Annotated in this window: 17 protein-coding genes and 1 tRNA gene; 8 read left to right on the top strand and 10 right to left on the bottom strand. The window is 69.0% G+C overall.

What is annotated here, in order from left to right:
• Nucleotides 1-84 precede the first annotated feature (84 nt).
• Nucleotides 85-603 carry a DUF3145 domain-containing protein gene (locus HUN08_RS11060; RefSeq protein WP_124247731.1) on the top strand — a complete coding sequence of 173 codons (519 nt, stop codon included), beginning with the start codon at nt 85-87 and terminating at the stop codon, nt 601-603.
• 86 nt (nt 604-689) lie between these two features.
• On the opposite strand, the gene HUN08_RS11055 is transcribed toward HUN08_RS11060, so the two are convergent.
• The 6 genes from HUN08_RS11055 to aceE form a co-directional block, all read right to left on the bottom strand.
• Nucleotides 690-2,138 carry an acyl-CoA carboxylase subunit beta gene (locus tag HUN08_RS11055; protein WP_124247732.1) on the bottom strand — a complete coding sequence of 483 codons (1,449 nt, stop codon included), beginning with the start codon at nt 2,136-2,138 and terminating at the stop codon, nt 690-692.
• 52 nt (nt 2,139-2,190) lie between these two features.
• A complete protein-coding gene (locus HUN08_RS11050; protein ID WP_124247733.1) occupies nt 2,191-3,462 on the bottom strand; it encodes a KasA/KasB family beta-ketoacyl-ACP synthase in 1,272 nt (423 codons plus the stop codon).
• Nucleotides 3,459-3,764, bottom strand: coding sequence for a meromycolate extension acyl carrier protein AcpM (acpM, locus tag HUN08_RS11045; RefSeq protein WP_124247734.1), 306 nt, complete (start codon nt 3,762-3,764; stop codon nt 3,459-3,461). Before acpM ends, HUN08_RS11050 begins: the two co-directional genes overlap by 4 nt.
• Nucleotides 3,765-3,872: 108 nt before the next feature.
• On the bottom strand, nt 3,873-4,781 hold the full coding sequence (locus HUN08_RS11040; protein WP_124247735.1) for an ACP S-malonyltransferase: 909 nt from the start codon (nt 4,779-4,781) through the stop codon (nt 3,873-3,875).
• A gap of 195 nt (nt 4,782-4,976) precedes the next feature.
• Nucleotides 4,977-6,206 (bottom strand): CdaR family transcriptional regulator, encoded by a 1,230-nt coding sequence (locus HUN08_RS11035; RefSeq protein WP_174900987.1) that lies wholly within the window; start codon nt 6,204-6,206, stop codon nt 4,977-4,979.
• 64 nt (nt 6,207-6,270) lie between these two features.
• A complete protein-coding gene (aceE, locus tag HUN08_RS11030) occupies nt 6,271-9,030 on the bottom strand; it encodes a pyruvate dehydrogenase (acetyl-transferring), homodimeric type (RefSeq protein ID WP_124247737.1) in 2,760 nt (919 codons plus the stop codon).
• A 254-nt stretch (nt 9,031-9,284) separates the two neighbouring features.
• On the opposite strand from aceE, the gene HUN08_RS18380 reads away from it, so the two are divergent.
• The 5 genes from HUN08_RS18380 to HUN08_RS11005 all read left to right on the top strand — a co-directional run bounded on the left by HUN08_RS18380 (nt 9,285) and on the right by HUN08_RS11005 (nt 11,695).
• On the top strand, nt 9,285-9,704 hold the full coding sequence (locus tag HUN08_RS18380) for a hypothetical protein (RefSeq protein WP_301546680.1): 420 nt from the start codon (nt 9,285-9,287) through the stop codon (nt 9,702-9,704).
• Nucleotides 9,701-10,207 (top strand): hypothetical protein, encoded by a 507-nt coding sequence (locus HUN08_RS11020; RefSeq protein ID WP_124247738.1) that lies wholly within the window; start codon nt 9,701-9,703, stop codon nt 10,205-10,207. Before HUN08_RS18380 ends, HUN08_RS11020 begins: the two co-directional genes overlap by 4 nt.
• The gene (locus HUN08_RS11015; protein WP_124247739.1) at nt 10,204-10,686 is read left to right on the top strand and encodes a hypothetical protein; all 483 of its coding nucleotides are present in this window, start codon (nt 10,204-10,206) and stop codon (nt 10,684-10,686) included. The genes HUN08_RS11020 and HUN08_RS11015 overlap by 4 nt, the downstream gene beginning before the upstream one ends.
• 131 nt (nt 10,687-10,817) lie before the next feature.
• Entirely contained in the window at nt 10,818-11,231 is a 414-nt protein-coding gene (locus HUN08_RS11010) for a DUF3052 domain-containing protein (protein WP_124247740.1), read from the top strand.
• 2 nt (nt 11,232-11,233) lie between these two features.
• The gene (locus HUN08_RS11005; protein ID WP_124247741.1) at nt 11,234-11,695 is read left to right on the top strand and encodes a peroxiredoxin; all 462 of its coding nucleotides are present in this window, start codon (nt 11,234-11,236) and stop codon (nt 11,693-11,695) included.
• Nucleotides 11,696-11,717: 22 nt separating this feature from the next.
• Here HUN08_RS11005 and HUN08_RS11000 read toward each other — a convergent pair whose 3' ends face one another.
• The 3 genes from HUN08_RS11000 to HUN08_RS10990 all read right to left on the bottom strand — a co-directional run bounded on the left by HUN08_RS11000 (nt 11,718) and on the right by HUN08_RS10990 (nt 13,431).
• Nucleotides 11,718-12,287: a TIGR03086 family metal-binding protein gene (locus HUN08_RS11000; RefSeq protein WP_165353444.1), complete on the bottom strand. Its 570-nt coding sequence runs from the start codon at nt 12,285-12,287 to the stop codon at nt 11,718-11,720.
• Between the two features lie 90 nt (nt 12,288-12,377).
• Nucleotides 12,378-12,449, bottom strand: a tRNA-Val gene (locus HUN08_RS10995).
• 76 nt (nt 12,450-12,525) lie between these two features.
• Nucleotides 12,526-13,431, bottom strand: coding sequence for a PHB depolymerase family esterase (locus HUN08_RS10990; RefSeq protein WP_301546679.1), 906 nt, complete (start codon nt 13,429-13,431; stop codon nt 12,526-12,528).
• A gap of 198 nt (nt 13,432-13,629) precedes the next feature.
• On the opposite strand from HUN08_RS10990, the gene HUN08_RS10985 reads away from it, so the two are divergent.
• Together HUN08_RS10985 and HUN08_RS10980 are read left to right on the top strand one after the other, a co-directional pair.
• A complete protein-coding gene (locus HUN08_RS10985) occupies nt 13,630-14,931 on the top strand; it encodes a family 1 glycosylhydrolase (protein ID WP_367649917.1) in 1,302 nt (433 codons plus the stop codon).
• A complete protein-coding gene (locus tag HUN08_RS10980) occupies nt 14,931-15,740 on the top strand; it encodes a maleylpyruvate isomerase N-terminal domain-containing protein (RefSeq protein WP_124247744.1) in 810 nt (269 codons plus the stop codon). Before HUN08_RS10985 ends, HUN08_RS10980 begins: the two co-directional genes overlap by 1 nt.
• A 3-nt stretch (nt 15,741-15,743) precedes the next feature.
• Here the strand turns inward: HUN08_RS10980 and HUN08_RS10975 are convergent, their stop codons facing one another.
• Nucleotides 15,744-16,565 (bottom strand): spermidine synthase, encoded by an 822-nt coding sequence (locus HUN08_RS10975; RefSeq protein ID WP_124247745.1) that lies wholly within the window; start codon nt 16,563-16,565, stop codon nt 15,744-15,746.
• Between the last annotated feature and the right edge of the window lie 33 nt (nt 16,566-16,598).

Below are 16,598 nucleotides of genomic sequence, written 5' to 3'. Positions count from 1 at the left end.
ACAGAAGTTGTGATAAGTAACGCCGCTGGTTGACGACGAGGTGTGTTGGGGAAGACGTTCCTCGTCGAACCGGAGGTGATCAGAGTGCGCAATCTGTCTCAGCTTGCGGACTACGCGACAGGCGTGGTGTACATCCATGCCGCTCCTGTCGCCTTGTGCCCACATGTCGAGTGGGCGTTGTCGTCGACCCTTGACGTGCCCGCGCGCCTCAAGTGGTCGCCGCAGGATGCCGAGCCGGGCATGCAGCGGGCCACCGCCGACTGGGTCGGCCCGGTCGGCACCGCCGCACGCCTGGTCACCGCGCTGCGCGAATGGTCCTCGCTGCGCTTCGAGGTGACCGAGGATCCCAGCGACGGTGTGGACGGCCTGCGGTTCAGCTATGTCCCCGGCCTCGGTTTGTGGCACGGCTCGACCGGCGCCAACGGCGACGTGATCCTGGGGGAGATGCAGATCCGGGCGCTCATGGACGCGCAGCCCGACGGCCGCGGCCTATCCGGCGAGCTGCACGCGGCCCTCGGCACGGCATGGGACAACGAACTGGAGAACTACCGCCTCGGCTCCGTGGGAGCAGAGGCGACCTGGCTTGCCCAGCGGGTGGGGTGAATACCGCACAAGTTGGATGACACACGAACTCCGCACCTGCGCGCAGGTGCGGAGTTCGTGTTTTGGTGCTCTCGATGTACCGGGGCTCAGAGCGGGATGTTCTTGTGCCGTCCGCGACGGGCCGGTGCCGTGGCGATCGCGGTGGCGAGGGTGCTGCGGGTCGTCGCGGGATCGATGAGTTCGTCGACGACGCCGATGGCCTGCGCCGTGCCGATCCCGCCGGCGATCTCCTCGTGCTCGGCGGCGAGACGGTCGTGCAGGGCCTCTCGCTCGTGCTCTGCGGCCGCGGCGAGGGTTTTCTTGTGCAGGATGCCGACGGCCGCCTTGGCGCCCATGACGGCGACCTCGGAGCCCGGCCAGGCATAGACGGCGGTCGCGCCGAGTGCGCGGGAGTTCATCGCGATGTAGGCGCCGCCGTAGATCTTGCGGGTGACCAGCGTGACGCGCGGGACGCTGCACTCGGCGAACGCGTGCAGCAGCTTGGCCCCGCGCCGGACCACCCCGTCCCATTCCTGGCCGACCCCGGGCAGGTAGCCGGGGACGTCGGTCAGGACGATCAGGGGGATGCCGAAAGCGTCGCAGAGGCGGACGAACCTGGCGGCCTTCTCGGCGCTCAGCGAGTTCAGGCAGCCACCCATCCGCAGCGGGTTGTTGGCGATGACGCCGACGCTGCGGCCGGCGAGGCGGCCGAACCCGATCACGATGTTGGGCGCCCACTTGGCCTGCAACTCCTCGAAGGAGGAGATCTCGTTGCCGTCGATGTCGTGATCGGTGTCGAGCAGTTGCGCCACGATGGGGTGGACGTCGTAGGCCCGTCGGGCCGACTCGGGCAGCAGCGCCTGGAGATCGGTGTCGCCCGCGCGCGCCGCGTCGACGTCGATCTCGCCCTGGCGGTTGAACGTCGAGACGAGCCGTCGGGCGCGCCACAGTGCGTCGGGCTCGGAATCGGCGGTGATGTGGCAGACGCCGGACTTCTTGCCGTGCGCGAGGGGGCCGCCGAGCGACTCCATGTCGACGTCCTCGCCGGTGACGCTGCGGACCACGTCGGGCCCGGTCACGAAGACCCGGCCGGCCGGCGCCATGATGACGACGTCGGTGAGGGCGGGACCATAGGCCGCGCCGCCGGCGGCGAAGCCGACGACCACGGAAATCTGCGGGATGTCCCCGGAGGCGCGGACCATCGCCTCGAAGACCTGGCCGACCGCGTGGAGGGCCTCGACGCCCTCGGCGAGGCGGGCCCCGCCGGAATGCCAGATACCGACGACCGGTGCCTGATCGGCGATCGCGGTGTCGATGGCGTCGACGATATGAGCACAACCAGCCACCCCCATGGCACCGCCCATCACGGTGCCGTCGGTGCAGTAGGCCACGGTGGTCACACCGTGGACCTCACCGATTGCCGCCTGCACGCCGGAATCGTCTACCGGGTGCAGCAGGCGCAGGGAACCCTCGTCGAAGAAGTTGGTCAAGCGAAGCAGCGGATCGCGGGGATCCACCGAATCCTCTTGGCTGGAAATGGGGGCCAAGGTGGTCATCGCCGTCTCCTTCCCTGTGTCTAGCGGGGTGGCTGGTCGTGCATCACATCTGTCAGTAGCGCCCGATCGCAATGGCCACGTTGTGGCCGCCGAAACCGAACGAGTTGTTGAGCGCGTACTCGTAGTTGCCTTCACGGGGCTTGCCGTGGACAACGTCGATGTCGCCGCACTCGGGATCCAGATTCTCCAGGTTGAGAGTCGGCGGGATAACGCCTTCCTCGACCGCCTTCATGGTCAGCACCGACTCGAGGGCGCCGACGGCACCGATCGAGTGGCCCAGCGCCGACTTCGGGGCGTAGATCGCCGCGTGGTTGCCGACGGCGGACTGGATGCCGATCGCCTCTGCCGTGTCGCCGACCGGGGTCGACGTGGCGTGGGCGTTGACGTGGCTGATGTCCTTCGGAGTCAGCCCGGCGGTCTGGATCGCACGGGCCATGGCCCGCGAGTTGCCCTGACCGCTGGGGTCGGGGGCAACCAGGTGGAACCCATCCGAGGTGATACCGGCACCGAGGACGCGGGCGTGGATGTGCGCACCGCGGGCCTTGGCGTGCTCTTCGCGCTCGAGGATCAGCATCGCGGCGGCCTCGCCGAAGACGAAGCCGTCCCGATCCTTGTCGAACGGGCGCGACGCACCGGCCGGATCGTCGTTGCGGGTGCTCATCGCGCGCATCATGGTGAACGCGGCGATCGGAATCGCATCGATGTAGCCTTCGACGCCACCACAGACGACCATGTCGGCGTCACCGAGGACGATGTGCCGCCACGCGTGCGCGATCGCCTCCGCGCCCGACGAACACGCCGAGACCGGGGTGATCACGCCGGCGCGCGCGCCGACGTTGAGGCCGACGACGCCGGCCGGGCCGTTGGGCATCGCCATCTGGACGGCGAGGGGCGACACCTTGCGGTAGTTGCCCGACTCCTCCATGGCCTGCCAGTTGTGGATCATGGCGTCGCCGCCACCCTGGCCGGTGCCAAGAACGACCGCGAGCCGGTTGGGGTCAACCTCGGGCTCGCCGGCGTGCGCCCAGAGGCGCTTGCTCATGACGTGGGCGACACGCTCGACGTACGCCATGCGGCGCGCCTCGACGCGGGTGACCTCTTCGGCGGGATCCTCGATGAGCTTGCCACCGATCCGGCAGGGGAGTTCGCCGTATTTGGTGACGAAGTCGCCGGTCAGTTCCCGGATGCCGGACTGGCCCTTGAGCAGTCCGTCCCAGGTCGAATCAAGGTCGACGCCGAGCGAGGTGGTGGCGACCATGGACGTCACCACCACGCTGGGGAAGTTGCCCCCCAGCGTGGAGTACTCGCGAAGCGAGGCGGTCACGCCTTCTTTTCCTCGGCGATCTGCGCGGCGATGGCGGCGGCGGCCTCGGGGTTCTCGGCCTCGAGCTTCTGGATGTAGGCGACGGCGTCACCGACGGTGCGCAGGCCGGCGAGGTCCTCGTCGGGAACCTTCAGGCCGTACTTGTCCTCGATCTGGACGGCGATCTCGACCATCGACAGCGAGTCGATGTCCAGGTCATCGACGAAGGACTTCTCCATCGTGACCTCGGAGGGCTCGATGCCGGTCACTTCTTCGATGATCTCGGCGATGCCGGCGATGAGGTCTTCCTGGCTGACTGCCATGGGTGGCTCCTTTGTCTAAGGGGTGTTATCCAATTCCGGAGACGGCGGTATGGGTGCCGTGTGGACGAGCCGCTTTACGGCTTTCCGGGGGCCGGGGGTTCCCGGCCGCTATCCAAGTTCAGTGATTCCAGAGAGGCTCTCCGGGGTCTTCAGGGCCAGGGTGGGCGTGCCCTTGAGTTCGCGCTTGGCGATCCCGACGAGCGTCCCGGCGGGGGGGAGCTCGACGATGGCGGTGGTACCGGCCTCGCGCATCGTCACCGAGCACAGGTCCCAGCGGACCGGGCGGGTGACCTGTGCGACGAGCTTCTCCAACGCCTCGGCGCCGGTGGTGACCGGCTTGCCGTCGGAATTCGAGAGCAGCGTGAAGACCGGATCGGCGGGCGTGATCTTCGCGGCGGCGGCGGCCACCGCGTCCTGCGCGGGCGCCATGAACGCGGTGTGGAAGGCGCCGGCGACGGCGAGCTTGCGGGTGCGCGCCTTCTCCGGCGGGTTGGCCACCAGTTCGTCGATGGCGTCGACCTTGCCGGCCGCCACGATCTGGCCGACGGCGTTGCGGTTGGCGGGGACGAGCTCGAGTTCGTCCAGGCGCGCGAGGACCTCGGCCTCGTCGCCGCCGAGCACGGCCGCCATGGTCGTCGGCTCGAGGGCGCAGGCGCGGGCCATCTCGGCGCCGCGGATCCCGGCGAGGGTCACGGCCTCGTCGGCGCTGATGACCCCGGCGATGGCGGCGGCGGCCAGCTCGCCCACCGAGTGCCCGGCCACGATGCTGCCGGGTGCGAGGGGATGCTGCTTGGCCAGCTCGTCGTAGGCGAGCAGCGCGGCGGCGACGACCAGGGGCTGGGTGATCGCGGTATCGGTGATCTCCTCGGCCGTCGCGGTGGTGCCGAGGCGTTCGAGGTCCAGACCGGTCAGCTTGGACCAGGTCGCGAGTTGATCGCGGACCCCGGGCAGCTCGAGCCAGTCGACGAGCATGCCGGGGGTCTGGGAGCCCTGTCCGGGCGCAAGCAACGTAAGCACGTTGTAACTGAACACCTTCAAGTCATCTGACGACGGTGTCGGAGAGCATGAACCTTTCAGAGCCGTTTTGTAGGAATCCTACAAACTCCACCCGAGTGGCACCCGGGCCGAAGCCGGAGCGTTATCCGTTACCAAACCGTGTCCAAAACGGCTCAGCCTGGGAAAATGGTAAGACTCGCCTGAAACGGATGTGACTCATGGGGCAGAAGTAGCTGGTTTGTTCTGCGTTTGTGTCAATCTGCCCACGGTCGTTGCCACGCGCAACACGTAGGCATCTCGCGGGTTAGTTGCGTCACGTCCAGTGATTTCGGCGATTCGTCTTAGTCGGTATCGAACAGTATTTGGGTGAACGAATAGTGTTCGGGCACAAGCCTCGACCGATCCGCCAGCGTCCAAATAGGCCTCGAGCGTCGCGGTCAGGTTCGCCCCGGCGGAGCCGAGGGGTTTCGTGAGCGTCTGAATCAGCGTGGTGGCGGCGGTCGGATCACCCGCCAGGGCCCGCTCGGGCAGCAGTTCGAGGCTGTGCACCGGCCGCGGGGCGCTCGGCCATCCCGCGACCGCCTCCATGCCGGCCAGCGCCTCGACGGCGCTGGTATGCGCGGTGATCAGGTCGGGCACCGTCGGCCCGATGACCACCGGGCCGTCGGCGAAATGTTCGAGCAGCTCGGTGACGAACGGCTCATTCGCCCGGATCTTGCCGCTCACGATCGCGACGAGGATGGTGCCCTGCACCACCGAGAGGGCGGCACGGTCGTGTGCGACGGCGGTGTTGTGGATGGTCAGCGGCACCGACACGTTCTGTTCCGGCGGCGGATTGCCGACGATCACGGTCGCCGGGGCGTCGGAGTCCCAGTTGAGCGCGGCTGCGCGCGAGGTGAGCTGCGGACCGTCGTCGCCGCGGACCACCGCGTCGACGACGAGTGCCTCCAGCCGGGAGTCCCACGCGCCGCGCGACTCGGCGGCCGAGGCGTAGATGGAGGCCGCGGCGAATCCGATTTCCCGGCCGTAGCGCAGCACCGACTCGGTGAGTGCCCGCAGCTGCTCGTCGTCGCGCGCCAGCAGCGGCAGCCGTTTCTCGAAGAACTCCATCGCCACACGGACCATCTCGACCGTCTGCAGCAGGGAGATGCGCCGCGCCAGATCCTGCGGCACCACCTGGAAGGCCTCGACGGTGAACTTGACGTTCCCCTCGGGATCCTGGATCCACTCCACGAAGTTCACCACCGCGGTCTGCACCACCAACTGCACCGAGGCGCGCTGGGCGGCGTCGAGCTCGGAGAAGTAGGGCAGGTGGTCCGACATCGAGTGCACCGCTTCGGTGGCCAGTCGCCCGCTGTACTGCTTGACCCGGCGCAACAGCGTGTCGGGCAACGCGTCGCGGACGCTGTCCGGTGTGGGCACACGGCCGCCCAACCCGCCGAAGATCGCCGCGGGCGAACCGGGCGAGGGCTTCGGGTTGGGCGGGGCGGTCACGTGTACAGGGTAGTCACTACGCCACGCCGGGGTCGCTGGTCTGCGCGGGAGCCGCGTTCACATCGTCGATGCGATAGCGCTTCGCGGCCTCGGCGGCCACCGTGCGGTCGATCTTCTGATCGCGCGCCAGCGCCAGCAGCGCGCCGACGGCGATCGACTCCGCGTCGACGTTGAAGACGCGCCGGGCCGCGGGCCGCGTGTCGGAGAAGCCGAAGCCGTCGGTCCCCAGGGTCAGGTAGGCGCCGGGGACGTAGGGCCGGATCTGCTCCTGGACCGCCCGCTGGTAGTCGGAGACCGCCACGGTGGGGTTGCCGTCGAGGGCCGACGTCACGAACGGGACTGCTTCCGGGGCACCCGGATCCAGGAGCGCGGCCCGGTCGGCGCGGATCCCGTCACGCGCCAGTTCGGCCCACGAGGTCACCGAGTGCACCGCGGCCGCCACATTCCACTCGTCGGCGAGTAGCTGTTGTGCGCGCAGCGCGTCGGGCATGCTCACGCCCGAGGCGAGGATGTTGGCCGACGCGGCCGGGGAGGCGAGCGCGGGGGCCGGTGCGTACCGGTAGATCCCGCGCAGCAGCGCCTCGACGTCGAGTCCCTCCGGCTGGGCCGGCTGGTGGAACGGCTCGTTGTAGACGGTGATGTAGAAGAACACGTCCTCCTGGGCGTCGCCGTACATCCGGGTCAGGCCGGAGTCGACGATGTGGGCCAGTTCGTAGGCGAAGGCCGGGTCGTAGATCACCGCGGCCGGATTGCTCGAGGCGAGCAGCGGGGAATGGCCGTCGGCGTGCTGCAGCCCCTCGCCGGTGAGGGTGGTGCGGCCGGCCGTCGCGCCGATGACGAAACCGCGCGCCATCTGGTCTCCCGCGGCCCACAGGCTGTCGCCGGTGCGCTGGAACCCGAACATCGAATAGAAGATGTAGAGCGGGATCATCGGCACGTCGTGGGTCGAATACGACGTGCCGACGGCGGTGAAACTGGCCGTCGAACCGGCTTCGTTGATGCCCTCGTGCAGGATGTGGCCGACCTGGCTCTCCTTGTAGGCGAGCATGAGTTCGGCGTCCACCGAGGTGTAGAGCTGACCGTTGTGGTTGTAGATCTTCAGCGACGGGAACCACGAGTCCATGCCAAAGGTGCGCGCCTCGTCGGGGATGATCGGAACGATCCGGTCGCCGATCTCCTTGTCGCGCAGCAGCTCCTTGAAGATCCGGACCAGCGCCATCGTCGTGGCGACTTCCTGCTTGCCCGATCCCTTGGCCACTGCGGCGATGGCCGGAGCAGTGTCCGGGTGAAGCGGGGTCGAGCTGCGGCGCCGCTTGGGGAGGAAGCCGCCGAGGCTGCGTCGACGGTCGAGGAGGTAGGTGATCCGCGGGTCGTCGGCGCCGGGGTGGAAATACGGCGGTAGGTACGGGTCGGCCTCGAGCTGTTCGTCGGTGAAGGGGATGCGCAGCGTGTCGCGCAGCGCCTTGAGGTCGTCGAGCGCGAGCTTCTTCATCTGGTGCGTCGCGTTGCGGCCCTCGAAGTGCTTGCCGAGCGTGTAGCCCTTGACGGTCTTGGCCAGGATCACCGTCGGCTGGCCCTTGTGAGTCATCGCGGCGGAGTAGGCGGCGTAGATCTTGCGGTAGTCGTGCCCGCCGCGCTTGAGGTTCCAGATGTCCTGGTCGGAGAGGTCCTTGACCAATTCCTTGGTACGCGGGTCCCGGTTGAAGAAGTGTTCGCGGATAAAGGCGCCGTCATTGGCGCGATAGGTCTGGTAGTCGCCGTCGGGCGTCGAATTCATCAGATTCACCAGGGCACCGTCGCGGTCGGCGTGCAGCAGCGCATCCCACTCGCGGCCCCAGACGACCTTGATGACGTTCCAACCGGCGCCCCGGAAGAAGGATTCCAACTCCTGGATGATCTTCCCGTTGCCGCGCACCGGGCCGTCGAGGCGCTGCAGGTTGCAGTTGACGACGAAGGTCAGGTTGTCCAGCCCCTCGGTGGCCGCAACCTGCAGCAGGCCGCGCGACTCCGGCTCGTCCATCTCGCCGTCGCCGAGGAAGGCCCACACGTGCTGGTCGCTGGTGTCCTTGATGCCGCGGTCGGCCAGATAGTGGTTGAACCGCGCCTGGTAGATGGCGTTCATCGGGCCCAGGCCCATCGAGACGGTGGGGAACTGCCAGAACTCCGGCATGAGGCGCGGATGGGGGTACGACGGCAGGCCGCCGCCGAGCCCGGCGTGACTGTGCTCCTGCCGGAACCCGTCGAGTTGGTTCTCGGTCAGCCGGCCCTCGAGGAAGGCGCGGGCGTAGATGCCGGGGGAGGCATGCCCCTGGATGAAGATCTGGTCCCCGCCGCCGGGGTGGTCCTGGCCGCGGAAGAAGTGGTTGAAGCCGACCTCGTAGAGCGACGCGGAGGAGGCGTAGGTGGAGATGTGGCCGCCCACGCCGATGCCGGGCCGCTGGGCGCGGTGGACCATGATGGCGGCGTTCCACCGGATCAGTCCGCGGAAGCTGCGCTCGACCTCTTCGTCGCCGGGGAACCAGGGCTCGTTCTCGGTCGGGATGGTGTTGACGTAGTCGGTGGAGGTCAGCGCGGGAATGGAGACGTGGCGCTCACCGGCGCGCTCCAGCAGCCGCAACATCAGGTAGCGCGCGCGGGCCGGTCCGACGGAATCGATGATGCCGTCGAGCGAGTCGACCCATTCGGTGGTCTCTTCCGGATCGATGTCGGGCAGGTAGGAGGCGACGCCCTCGCGGATCACCCGGACGCGGCTCGGAGTTGCGGACTCGTCAGACACAGTGGATTCCTCTGATTCTGTTGTCACCGCGCGGTTGGTGGTGCGCGGTGGGTGCAATTGCGGATGCCGACGCCGGGGTGGGGCGTCGGTGCATCCCCAGCCTAAACGTGCGCCACACCCGGCGGGCAATGTGATGGGTGCCACCGAGCAGTCGGGTGAATGGTCCGCTTCCGACGGGGATACGATTGCCGATATTCTCGAACGCGCCGCGGCCGATGCCCGGTCAACGTGGAACTGTCAACGAGGGGGAACCGATGACTGCGCCCGATCCGCACCCGCAATACGCCCAACCGCAGTATGCCCATCCGCAGTACGCTCAACCGCAGTACGCGCAGCCGCCGCATCCGCAGGCCGTGGCGCAGGGCTACGCGCAGCCTGGCTACCCGCAGCAGCAGGGATACGGCCAGCCGGTATTCGCCCAGGGGCCCGGGGTGTACACCGCCACGTTCAAGGCACATACCGGACTGCTCATCGTGGCGCTGACCAGCCCGAAGCAGGTGACGGGTTCGATGGCCGACGTCCGTCGGGCGTTCTGGGGCGCACAACTGCACTGCCTGTGCCTGGGTTGGTTCGGGGTCATTTCCGCGCTCGTCTACAACTGGGTCGCGATTTTCGGCAACATATCCGAGTTGAATCGCGTCAAGACCATCGCCAAACAATACGGAGAGTCATGACTGACACAATCGCCTTCGCCGCCCCCCGCCGAGTCGCCGCAGCAGTGGTCGCCCTGGGCGCGGCCGGGATGCTGATGGGGTGCACGGTCAGCGGCACGGCACACGCGCCGAACTCGGACGTCGTCGCCAAGTACGTGGCGGAGCAGAAGATCATCACGCAGAAGAAGAACGCGCGCACCCAGTGCTCGGACCTGCGGAGCACCCTCGGTGAAGGCGTGCGCGACTACAACAAGATGATCGACCAGTACAACAGCAGCGGCGGCAACTTCGCCGGGCTCGACAAGCAGGTCATCACGAAGTTGGACGCCAACATCGAGGCGTTGAACCAGGCCCAGTCCGTCGACCTCCCGGACGATCTCAAGACCCAGATCGGCGTGGTCAAGGACGCCACCCAGACCCAGCGCGACCGTCTCGCCGCGGGCAACATCGACTCCTTGAACGATTCGGCGCACAAGTGGAACGACGTCCGCCGCCAGCTCGACGTCATATGCCTGCGCTATTGAGCCGACTCCGCCGCCCCCTCGCGGGCATTCTGGCGTCGGCCTCGGCCGTGTCGGTCATGGCGTGCTCGGTCGGTGGCGAGGCCAGCCCCGCCGGATCGCCGGCGGTGAGTTCGTTCACCTCCCGGTATCGGTCGACCAGCGCCTGCCGGGAGTCGTTGGGGGGCATGCGGTCGACCGTCGAGGCCTACAACGCGATGATCGCAGCGCTGAACTCGACCCAGAGCATGGGTGCGCTGCGGGGGACCGATGCGGCGGTCGTCGCCCGTCTCGACGAGGATGTCCGCGTCCTGCGCGCGGCGGGCGCGAACGAATTGCCGCCGCCGCTCGCGACGGAGATGGCCAGGACCGCCGATGCCGCCGAGGCGGTCCGTCGGGCGATCGCCGAGAAGAACGCCGCCGTCCTGAACCCGGCCGCGCGCCGATGGGATGCCGCACGGCAGGCGCTCGTGCGGGTTTGCGCGGACTACCTGCACGACTGAGGGTGCGGTCGGTGACCGACGGTGCGGGCAATCGGCCGGTTCGGGTTGCGTTCGGGCCGTCAACCCTGTGGGATAGCAACACGGGCGTCGGGACTCACTCGGCGTCGATCCGCAGATGTAGGAGGTCACGCGTGGTCGCCGCCGAGGGTGCCGGTGCGCAGAAACTGGGGCTGAGCAAAGGGCTCGTCGTGCAGGAACTGGGCTGGGATGACGACACCGACGATGACCTGCGGGTCGCCATCGAGGACATCATCGACGCGGAAATGCTCGATGAGGACGCCGACGACGTCATCGACGTCGTGCTCCTGTGGTGGCGCGACGACGACGGTGACCTCACCGACGCCCTGATGGACGCGATCACGCCGCTGGCCGACGACGGCTACCTGTGGGTGCTCTCGCCGAAGACCGGGATGCGCGGCCACGTCGAACCGAGCGATGTCAGCGAGGCGGCCGCGACCACCGGGCTGACCCAGACCAGCGTCACCAATCTGGGGGACTGGACCGCGACCCGCCTGGTGCAGCCCCGCTCGCGCGGTTCGCGCTGAGCATGCGCGAACTGATCGCCGTCGGGGACCGGGCCCCGGACTTCACGCTGCCCGACCAGAACAACCAGCGCGTCAGCCTGTCGTCGCTGGTCGTCGACCGCAAGGTGTTGCTGGTGTTCTTCCCGTTGGCGTTCACCGGCAACTGCGAGGGGGAACTCGGGCTCATCCGCGACCGCCTGCCCGAGTTCGACAACGAGGACCTGACGACGCTCGCGATCTCCGTCGGCCCGCCGCCCACGCACAAGGTGTGGTCGAGCGCCCAGGGATTCCTGTTCCCGATCCTCTCCGACTTCTGGCCGCACGGCGCCGTCGCGACGCAATACGGCGTCTTCGACGAGCGGCGCGGCTATTCGGTGCGCGGCACCGTCCTCGTCGACCGTGATCGCGGCGTGCTGTTCGCCGATGCCGCCGACGCCGGCGCCCCTCGAGACGATTCGGTGTGGGAGCGCGCGCTGGCGGTGTGAGCGCCAACAGCGGCTCAGGTCATTACTCGCCCGCCCGCTCCGGCCAATTCGGCGACCGGCCCGAAGCGATCAGCAATGTGTCCGGTCCCGAACCGTCGGCCATCGCAGGCGGTCGTGCGTAGTGGTGGTGATCGCGGTCGCCGGCGGCCAGGCGCTCGATCACGGCCAGCGCCCCGGGGACCAGGTCGGCAGGCATCGAATAGTCCACGCCCGCGCCTCGCGCGATATCCCAGGTGTGGACGAGGACGTCGGCGGCATTGATCCCCGCGGCCGCCGTGGCCGAGAAGTCGCCGAACGGCAGGTGGCAGGTGCGGCCCGAGTCGACTCGCGACCAGGCGGCCCGACTCTCGGTGATGACGGCTTCGAGCGCCGCGCGGCGGTCACGAGCGTGCGGCGCCCGCCCGCGGGGCGCGTCGGTGAGCCCGGCGGCGAACCGGGTGAACTTGTCGGTGATCTCCAGGACGTGGTCGAGCACGTCGCCGACCGACCATGCCGGACACGGCGTCGGCCTATCCCAGTCCTCGTGCCGGAGGATGGCGACCACGCGCGCCAGGTCCGTCAACGACGCTTCGAGTGCGGCGACGGACGTCATGGCGTACATCATCGGCGCGGTGGGCCGCAGTGCGCAATCGGCTGCCCGGTCGTTGCCGTGCGTCGGTCGTCGTCTGCGCCGCGGGTCGAGTGCGCGCAGTAGGGATCGAACCTACGACCGCTGGTGTGTAAAACCAGTGCTCTACCGCTGAGCTATACGCGCGCGGGCATCGCGGGTGGCGATGGCCGAAAGCAAATCTAGCGTGGCGCCGGGTCCGGGTTCAAACGGCGCCGCCCGATCAGCTCCCGAAGATGAGTCCGGGCCGCTGCAGTTGGAAGAACTGCCAGATCAGCGCGGCGGCGTTGATGTGATTCGACGGCCGCCACAGCGCACCAGAGGAGCCGGGCCAGCGGTGCGTGCCGCCGTCGATGCGGATATGGCTCATCATCGTGCCGGGCTGGCAGAAGAACCAGTCGATGCGGGTCGCACCGTCGGCGATCTTCCGCTCGGTCGGCGGTCGGCAGTGCGAGCGGGCGGCCCACTCGTCGAGCCACGCCGGGATCGCGGGCAGTTGGCTGCCGAACTTGACCTCGCCGCCGTAGGGCACGATCGCGTCGTGGGTGCCGTGGAACTCGATCCGCGAGACCGGGCGGGCCTGGCCGCAGCCGCGCTCGGACTGCGGATAGAACGCGGCGGACACCATCGCGACGGCCGCGAACTGACCCGGCAGCTGGCAGGCCAGCAGGTTGACCAGGCCGCCGCCGTTGGAACGGCCGACGGCGAAGATCCGGCTGCCGTCGACGCAGGCTTGCGAGCGGATCTGTCGGATCATCGCGCGGGTGAACGCGACGTCGTCGGCCGCGGGGTTGGCGTAGGGCGCGGACTCCCAGGACTTCGGCCCGGTCGCACTGCGCAACCCCTCGGGGTAGGCGACGATTGCCGGGAGCCGCGAGAGCTGCGAGTAGTGCTCGAAACTCTTCGCCTGCTCGCCGCGCCCGTGGAAGGCGATGATGAGCGGTTCGGCCGCGGCGGGGCTGTACCCGGACGGCACGTGGATGTGGAAGGTGCGCGAGACGCCGTTGACCTCCAGCGTCCGGGTGCTCGACGAGCCGGCGCTCAGGTGGGCCGAGCCGACGCAGCCGGCGGCGGGGCTGGCGACGACCTGCGGCGCGGCCAAGACCTGCTGGACGGCGCTGCCGCCCACGAGGCCCACAGTGGCGAGGACACCGGCAGATAACGCAAGACGACGAGAAAGCACGAGCAACAGAATATGGTGAAACCAGGCGATACGCTGCATCGATCGGAGTGTGCCGATCGTCGCGAATAGGGCATCGTCGCATGAAGCGTGACCGTTTCGTCACCTTCGGTGTGACGAGAATCACTTGATGGAGCAAGGAGAGACGTGCGTCGACAACTGGTCCGTGGGGCAATCGCCGCGCTCGGCGCGGTACTGATGGCGGGACTCGCCCCGGCCGCACCGGGGCGCGCCGCCGCACCGCTGCCGCCGGGTTTCCTGTGGGGCGTCGCCTCGTCGGGATTCCAATCCGAGGGATCCCCGGGCGGTCTACCCGCCAGCAACTGGACCGTGCCGCACTCCGGGCAGACGCCCGTCGGCAGATCGGTGGACTTCCGGCACCGCTACCGCTCCGACATCGCCCTGGCCCGCGGCCTCGGCGTCAAGGTGTACCGCGTCGGCATCGAGTGGGCGCGCGTGCAGCCGTCGCCGACCCGTTTCGACGACGCCGAGTGGGCCTACTACGACGACATGATCGGCGCCATCGTCGCCGCCGGGATGCGTCCGATGATCACGATCGACCACTGGGTGGTACCGCTGTGGGTGATGCGTGCCGGGGGCTGGTCCGACCCGGCGATGGTCGGGCGCTGGTTGGTCTACGCCCGGGCCGTCGTCCACCGGTTCGCACGGTTCAACCCGCTGTGGGTCACCTTCAACGAACCGGTAGCCAACCTGGGCCAGCAGCTGTCGCGCGGTGAGCTGTCGCCGGCGCACCTACCGGCCGCGCGTGATCGCATGGTCGAGGCGAACGCGCGGATCTACCGCGAGATCCACCGGGTGCAGCCCGGGGCGATGGTCACGTCCAACACGGCATTCCTCCCCGCGGGCGGCGAGTCCGTGCTCGACCCGGTGTTGACCGACCGGTTCATGCGCCACGCCGATTTCGTCGGGATCGACAACTACTACGGGTTCTCGCTGAGCCGACCGTTCGCGGTCCTCGGCGCCACCCGTGACGGCATGGCCGGACTGCCGGTGAGCGCCGACAGCATCTACTACGCGCTGCGCTACAACGCCCGCCGCTATCCCGGGAAGCCGCTGTACATCGTCGAGAGCGGCATGCCGACCGCCGACGGCGCGCCGCGAGCCGACGGCTACCGTCGGGGCGATCACCTCGCCGACACCGTCTACTGGGTGCAGCGCGCCCGGGCCGACGGGATGCGGGTCATCGGCTACAACTACTGGAGCCTCACCGACAACTACGAGTGGGGGAGTTACACGCCCAGGTTCGGGCTGTACACGGTCAACGCGCTGCGCGACGCCAGTCTGCGTCGGATCCCGACCGACGCGGTGCCGGTGTACCGGCGGATCACCGCGCGAGGCGGCGTGGGTCCGGGATACCGCCCGACCCGGCCCGCGGAGGTGTGCTCGATCGTCGCGCCCATCTCGAGCTGCACGGAACCGGTGCACTGATGGGTGCGCCGCCGATCGATCCGGAGGCCACCGTCGCCGCGCTGCGCGCCGAATGGGCCGCGCTGCGCGCCTTGGTGGGGGAGATGTCCGACGAGCAGTTCGCCGCCGCGTCGGTGCTGCCCGGATGGTCGAACGCCGACATCGTCGCGCACGTCATCGGCACGGAGAGCATCCTGGCCGGACGGGCCGTGCCCGAGCACGACGTCACCGGCCGGGCCCACGTCCGCAACCCGATCGGCGAATTGAACGAGAAGTGGATCGAGGAACTGCGCGGCACCGACCGTGCGGAGCTGCTCGCCGCCTTCGACGCGATCACCGCGGAGCGGGTCGCGTCGCTCGCCGCGATGTCCGACGAGGAGATGGCCGCGGAGACGATGACCCCGGCCGGCCCCGACGCGTATGCGCGGTTCCTGCGGATCCGGGTCTTCGACTGTTGGATCCACGAACTCGACCTGCGCGACGGTCTCGCGCTCGCGCCGCCGGACACCGCCGGACCGGCCGCGATCGCCCTCGACGAGGCCGCCGCCTCGCTGCCGTACGTCCTCGCAAAGCGCGCCGGGGTGCCGCCGGGTACGACGGTGGTCATCGGGTTGACCGGGCTGCTGGAGAAGCGGCTGGCCGTCGAGGTGGCCGAGCGCGCGCGACTGGTGCCCGAAGCTGCCGAACCCGACGTCGAGCTCACCGTCGACACCGCGGAGTTCTTCCGGTTGATCGGCGGGCGCCGCGACGCCGACCCGTCGTCGGTGACGATCACCGGCGACGAGGGACTGGGCAGGCAGATCGTCGGGAAGCTGGCCTACACGATCTGAGCGTCACGCCAGGTCCGCGTCGGTGTTGACGGGGGCTCCGCGCGCGAAGTCGCGGGCTTTCCCGTCGTCCAGGATCTGCGCGGGCAACGGATCGGACAGGAGTTCACGGACGAGTCCGGCGGTGGCCTCGATCGGCCGTCGACTCGCGGCGATGACCACGTTGCCGGTGCGCCGGCCCTTGAGCATCGCCGCGTCGGCGACCACCGCCAGATGGCCGAAGACGGCTCCGATGGTGGCGACCTCGGCACGGGCCAGGCCCAGGCGCCGGTCGTCGGCGCAGTTGACGAGGTAGACGCCGTCGTCATCGAGCACCCGGGCCACGGCCCGGGTGAACTCGACGGTGGTGAGGTGTGCGGGCGCGCGGTCGCCGCGGAAGGCGTCGCGGATGACGACGTCACGGGTGTGCGGCGTCAGCTGCTCGACGACGTCGCGCGCGTCGCCGACCCGGATGCGCAGCGCGGGGGCGCGGGGCAGGTCGAACCACTCGCGGGCATAGGTGGCCAGGGCCGCGTCGATCTCCACCGCGACCTGGCGCGCGCCGTAGTAGCGATGGTGGATGTAGCGCGGTAGCGCGCAGGCGGCCGCCCCGAGATGCAGGGCGCGCGGCCCGGGTGCCGTCGTATCCGGCGGCCGGTGGTGTTCGAGCAGCATCATCATCTGGCGCATGTATTCGAAATCCAGGCGACCCGGCTCGTCCGGGGCGACATGGCTGCTTTCGGCGCCATTGATGGTCACCAGCCAACCGCCGTCCGACGGCGACAGCTCCGCGACGCCGCTGTCGATGGGGTAGACGCCGGGGGACGGTCCAGAACCTCGCGCTGCCACCCGGTCGAGCCTAGTGCCCGCTACGATCGCCCG

Origin of the sequence: Gordonia sp. X0973 (assembly GCF_013348785.1) — a bacterium.
Taxonomy (GTDB): domain Bacteria; phylum Actinomycetota; class Actinomycetes; order Mycobacteriales; family Mycobacteriaceae; genus Gordonia.
The sequence above is the reverse complement of the archived record's forward strand: the minus strand, read 5'-3'. Positions and strand labels throughout refer to the sequence as shown.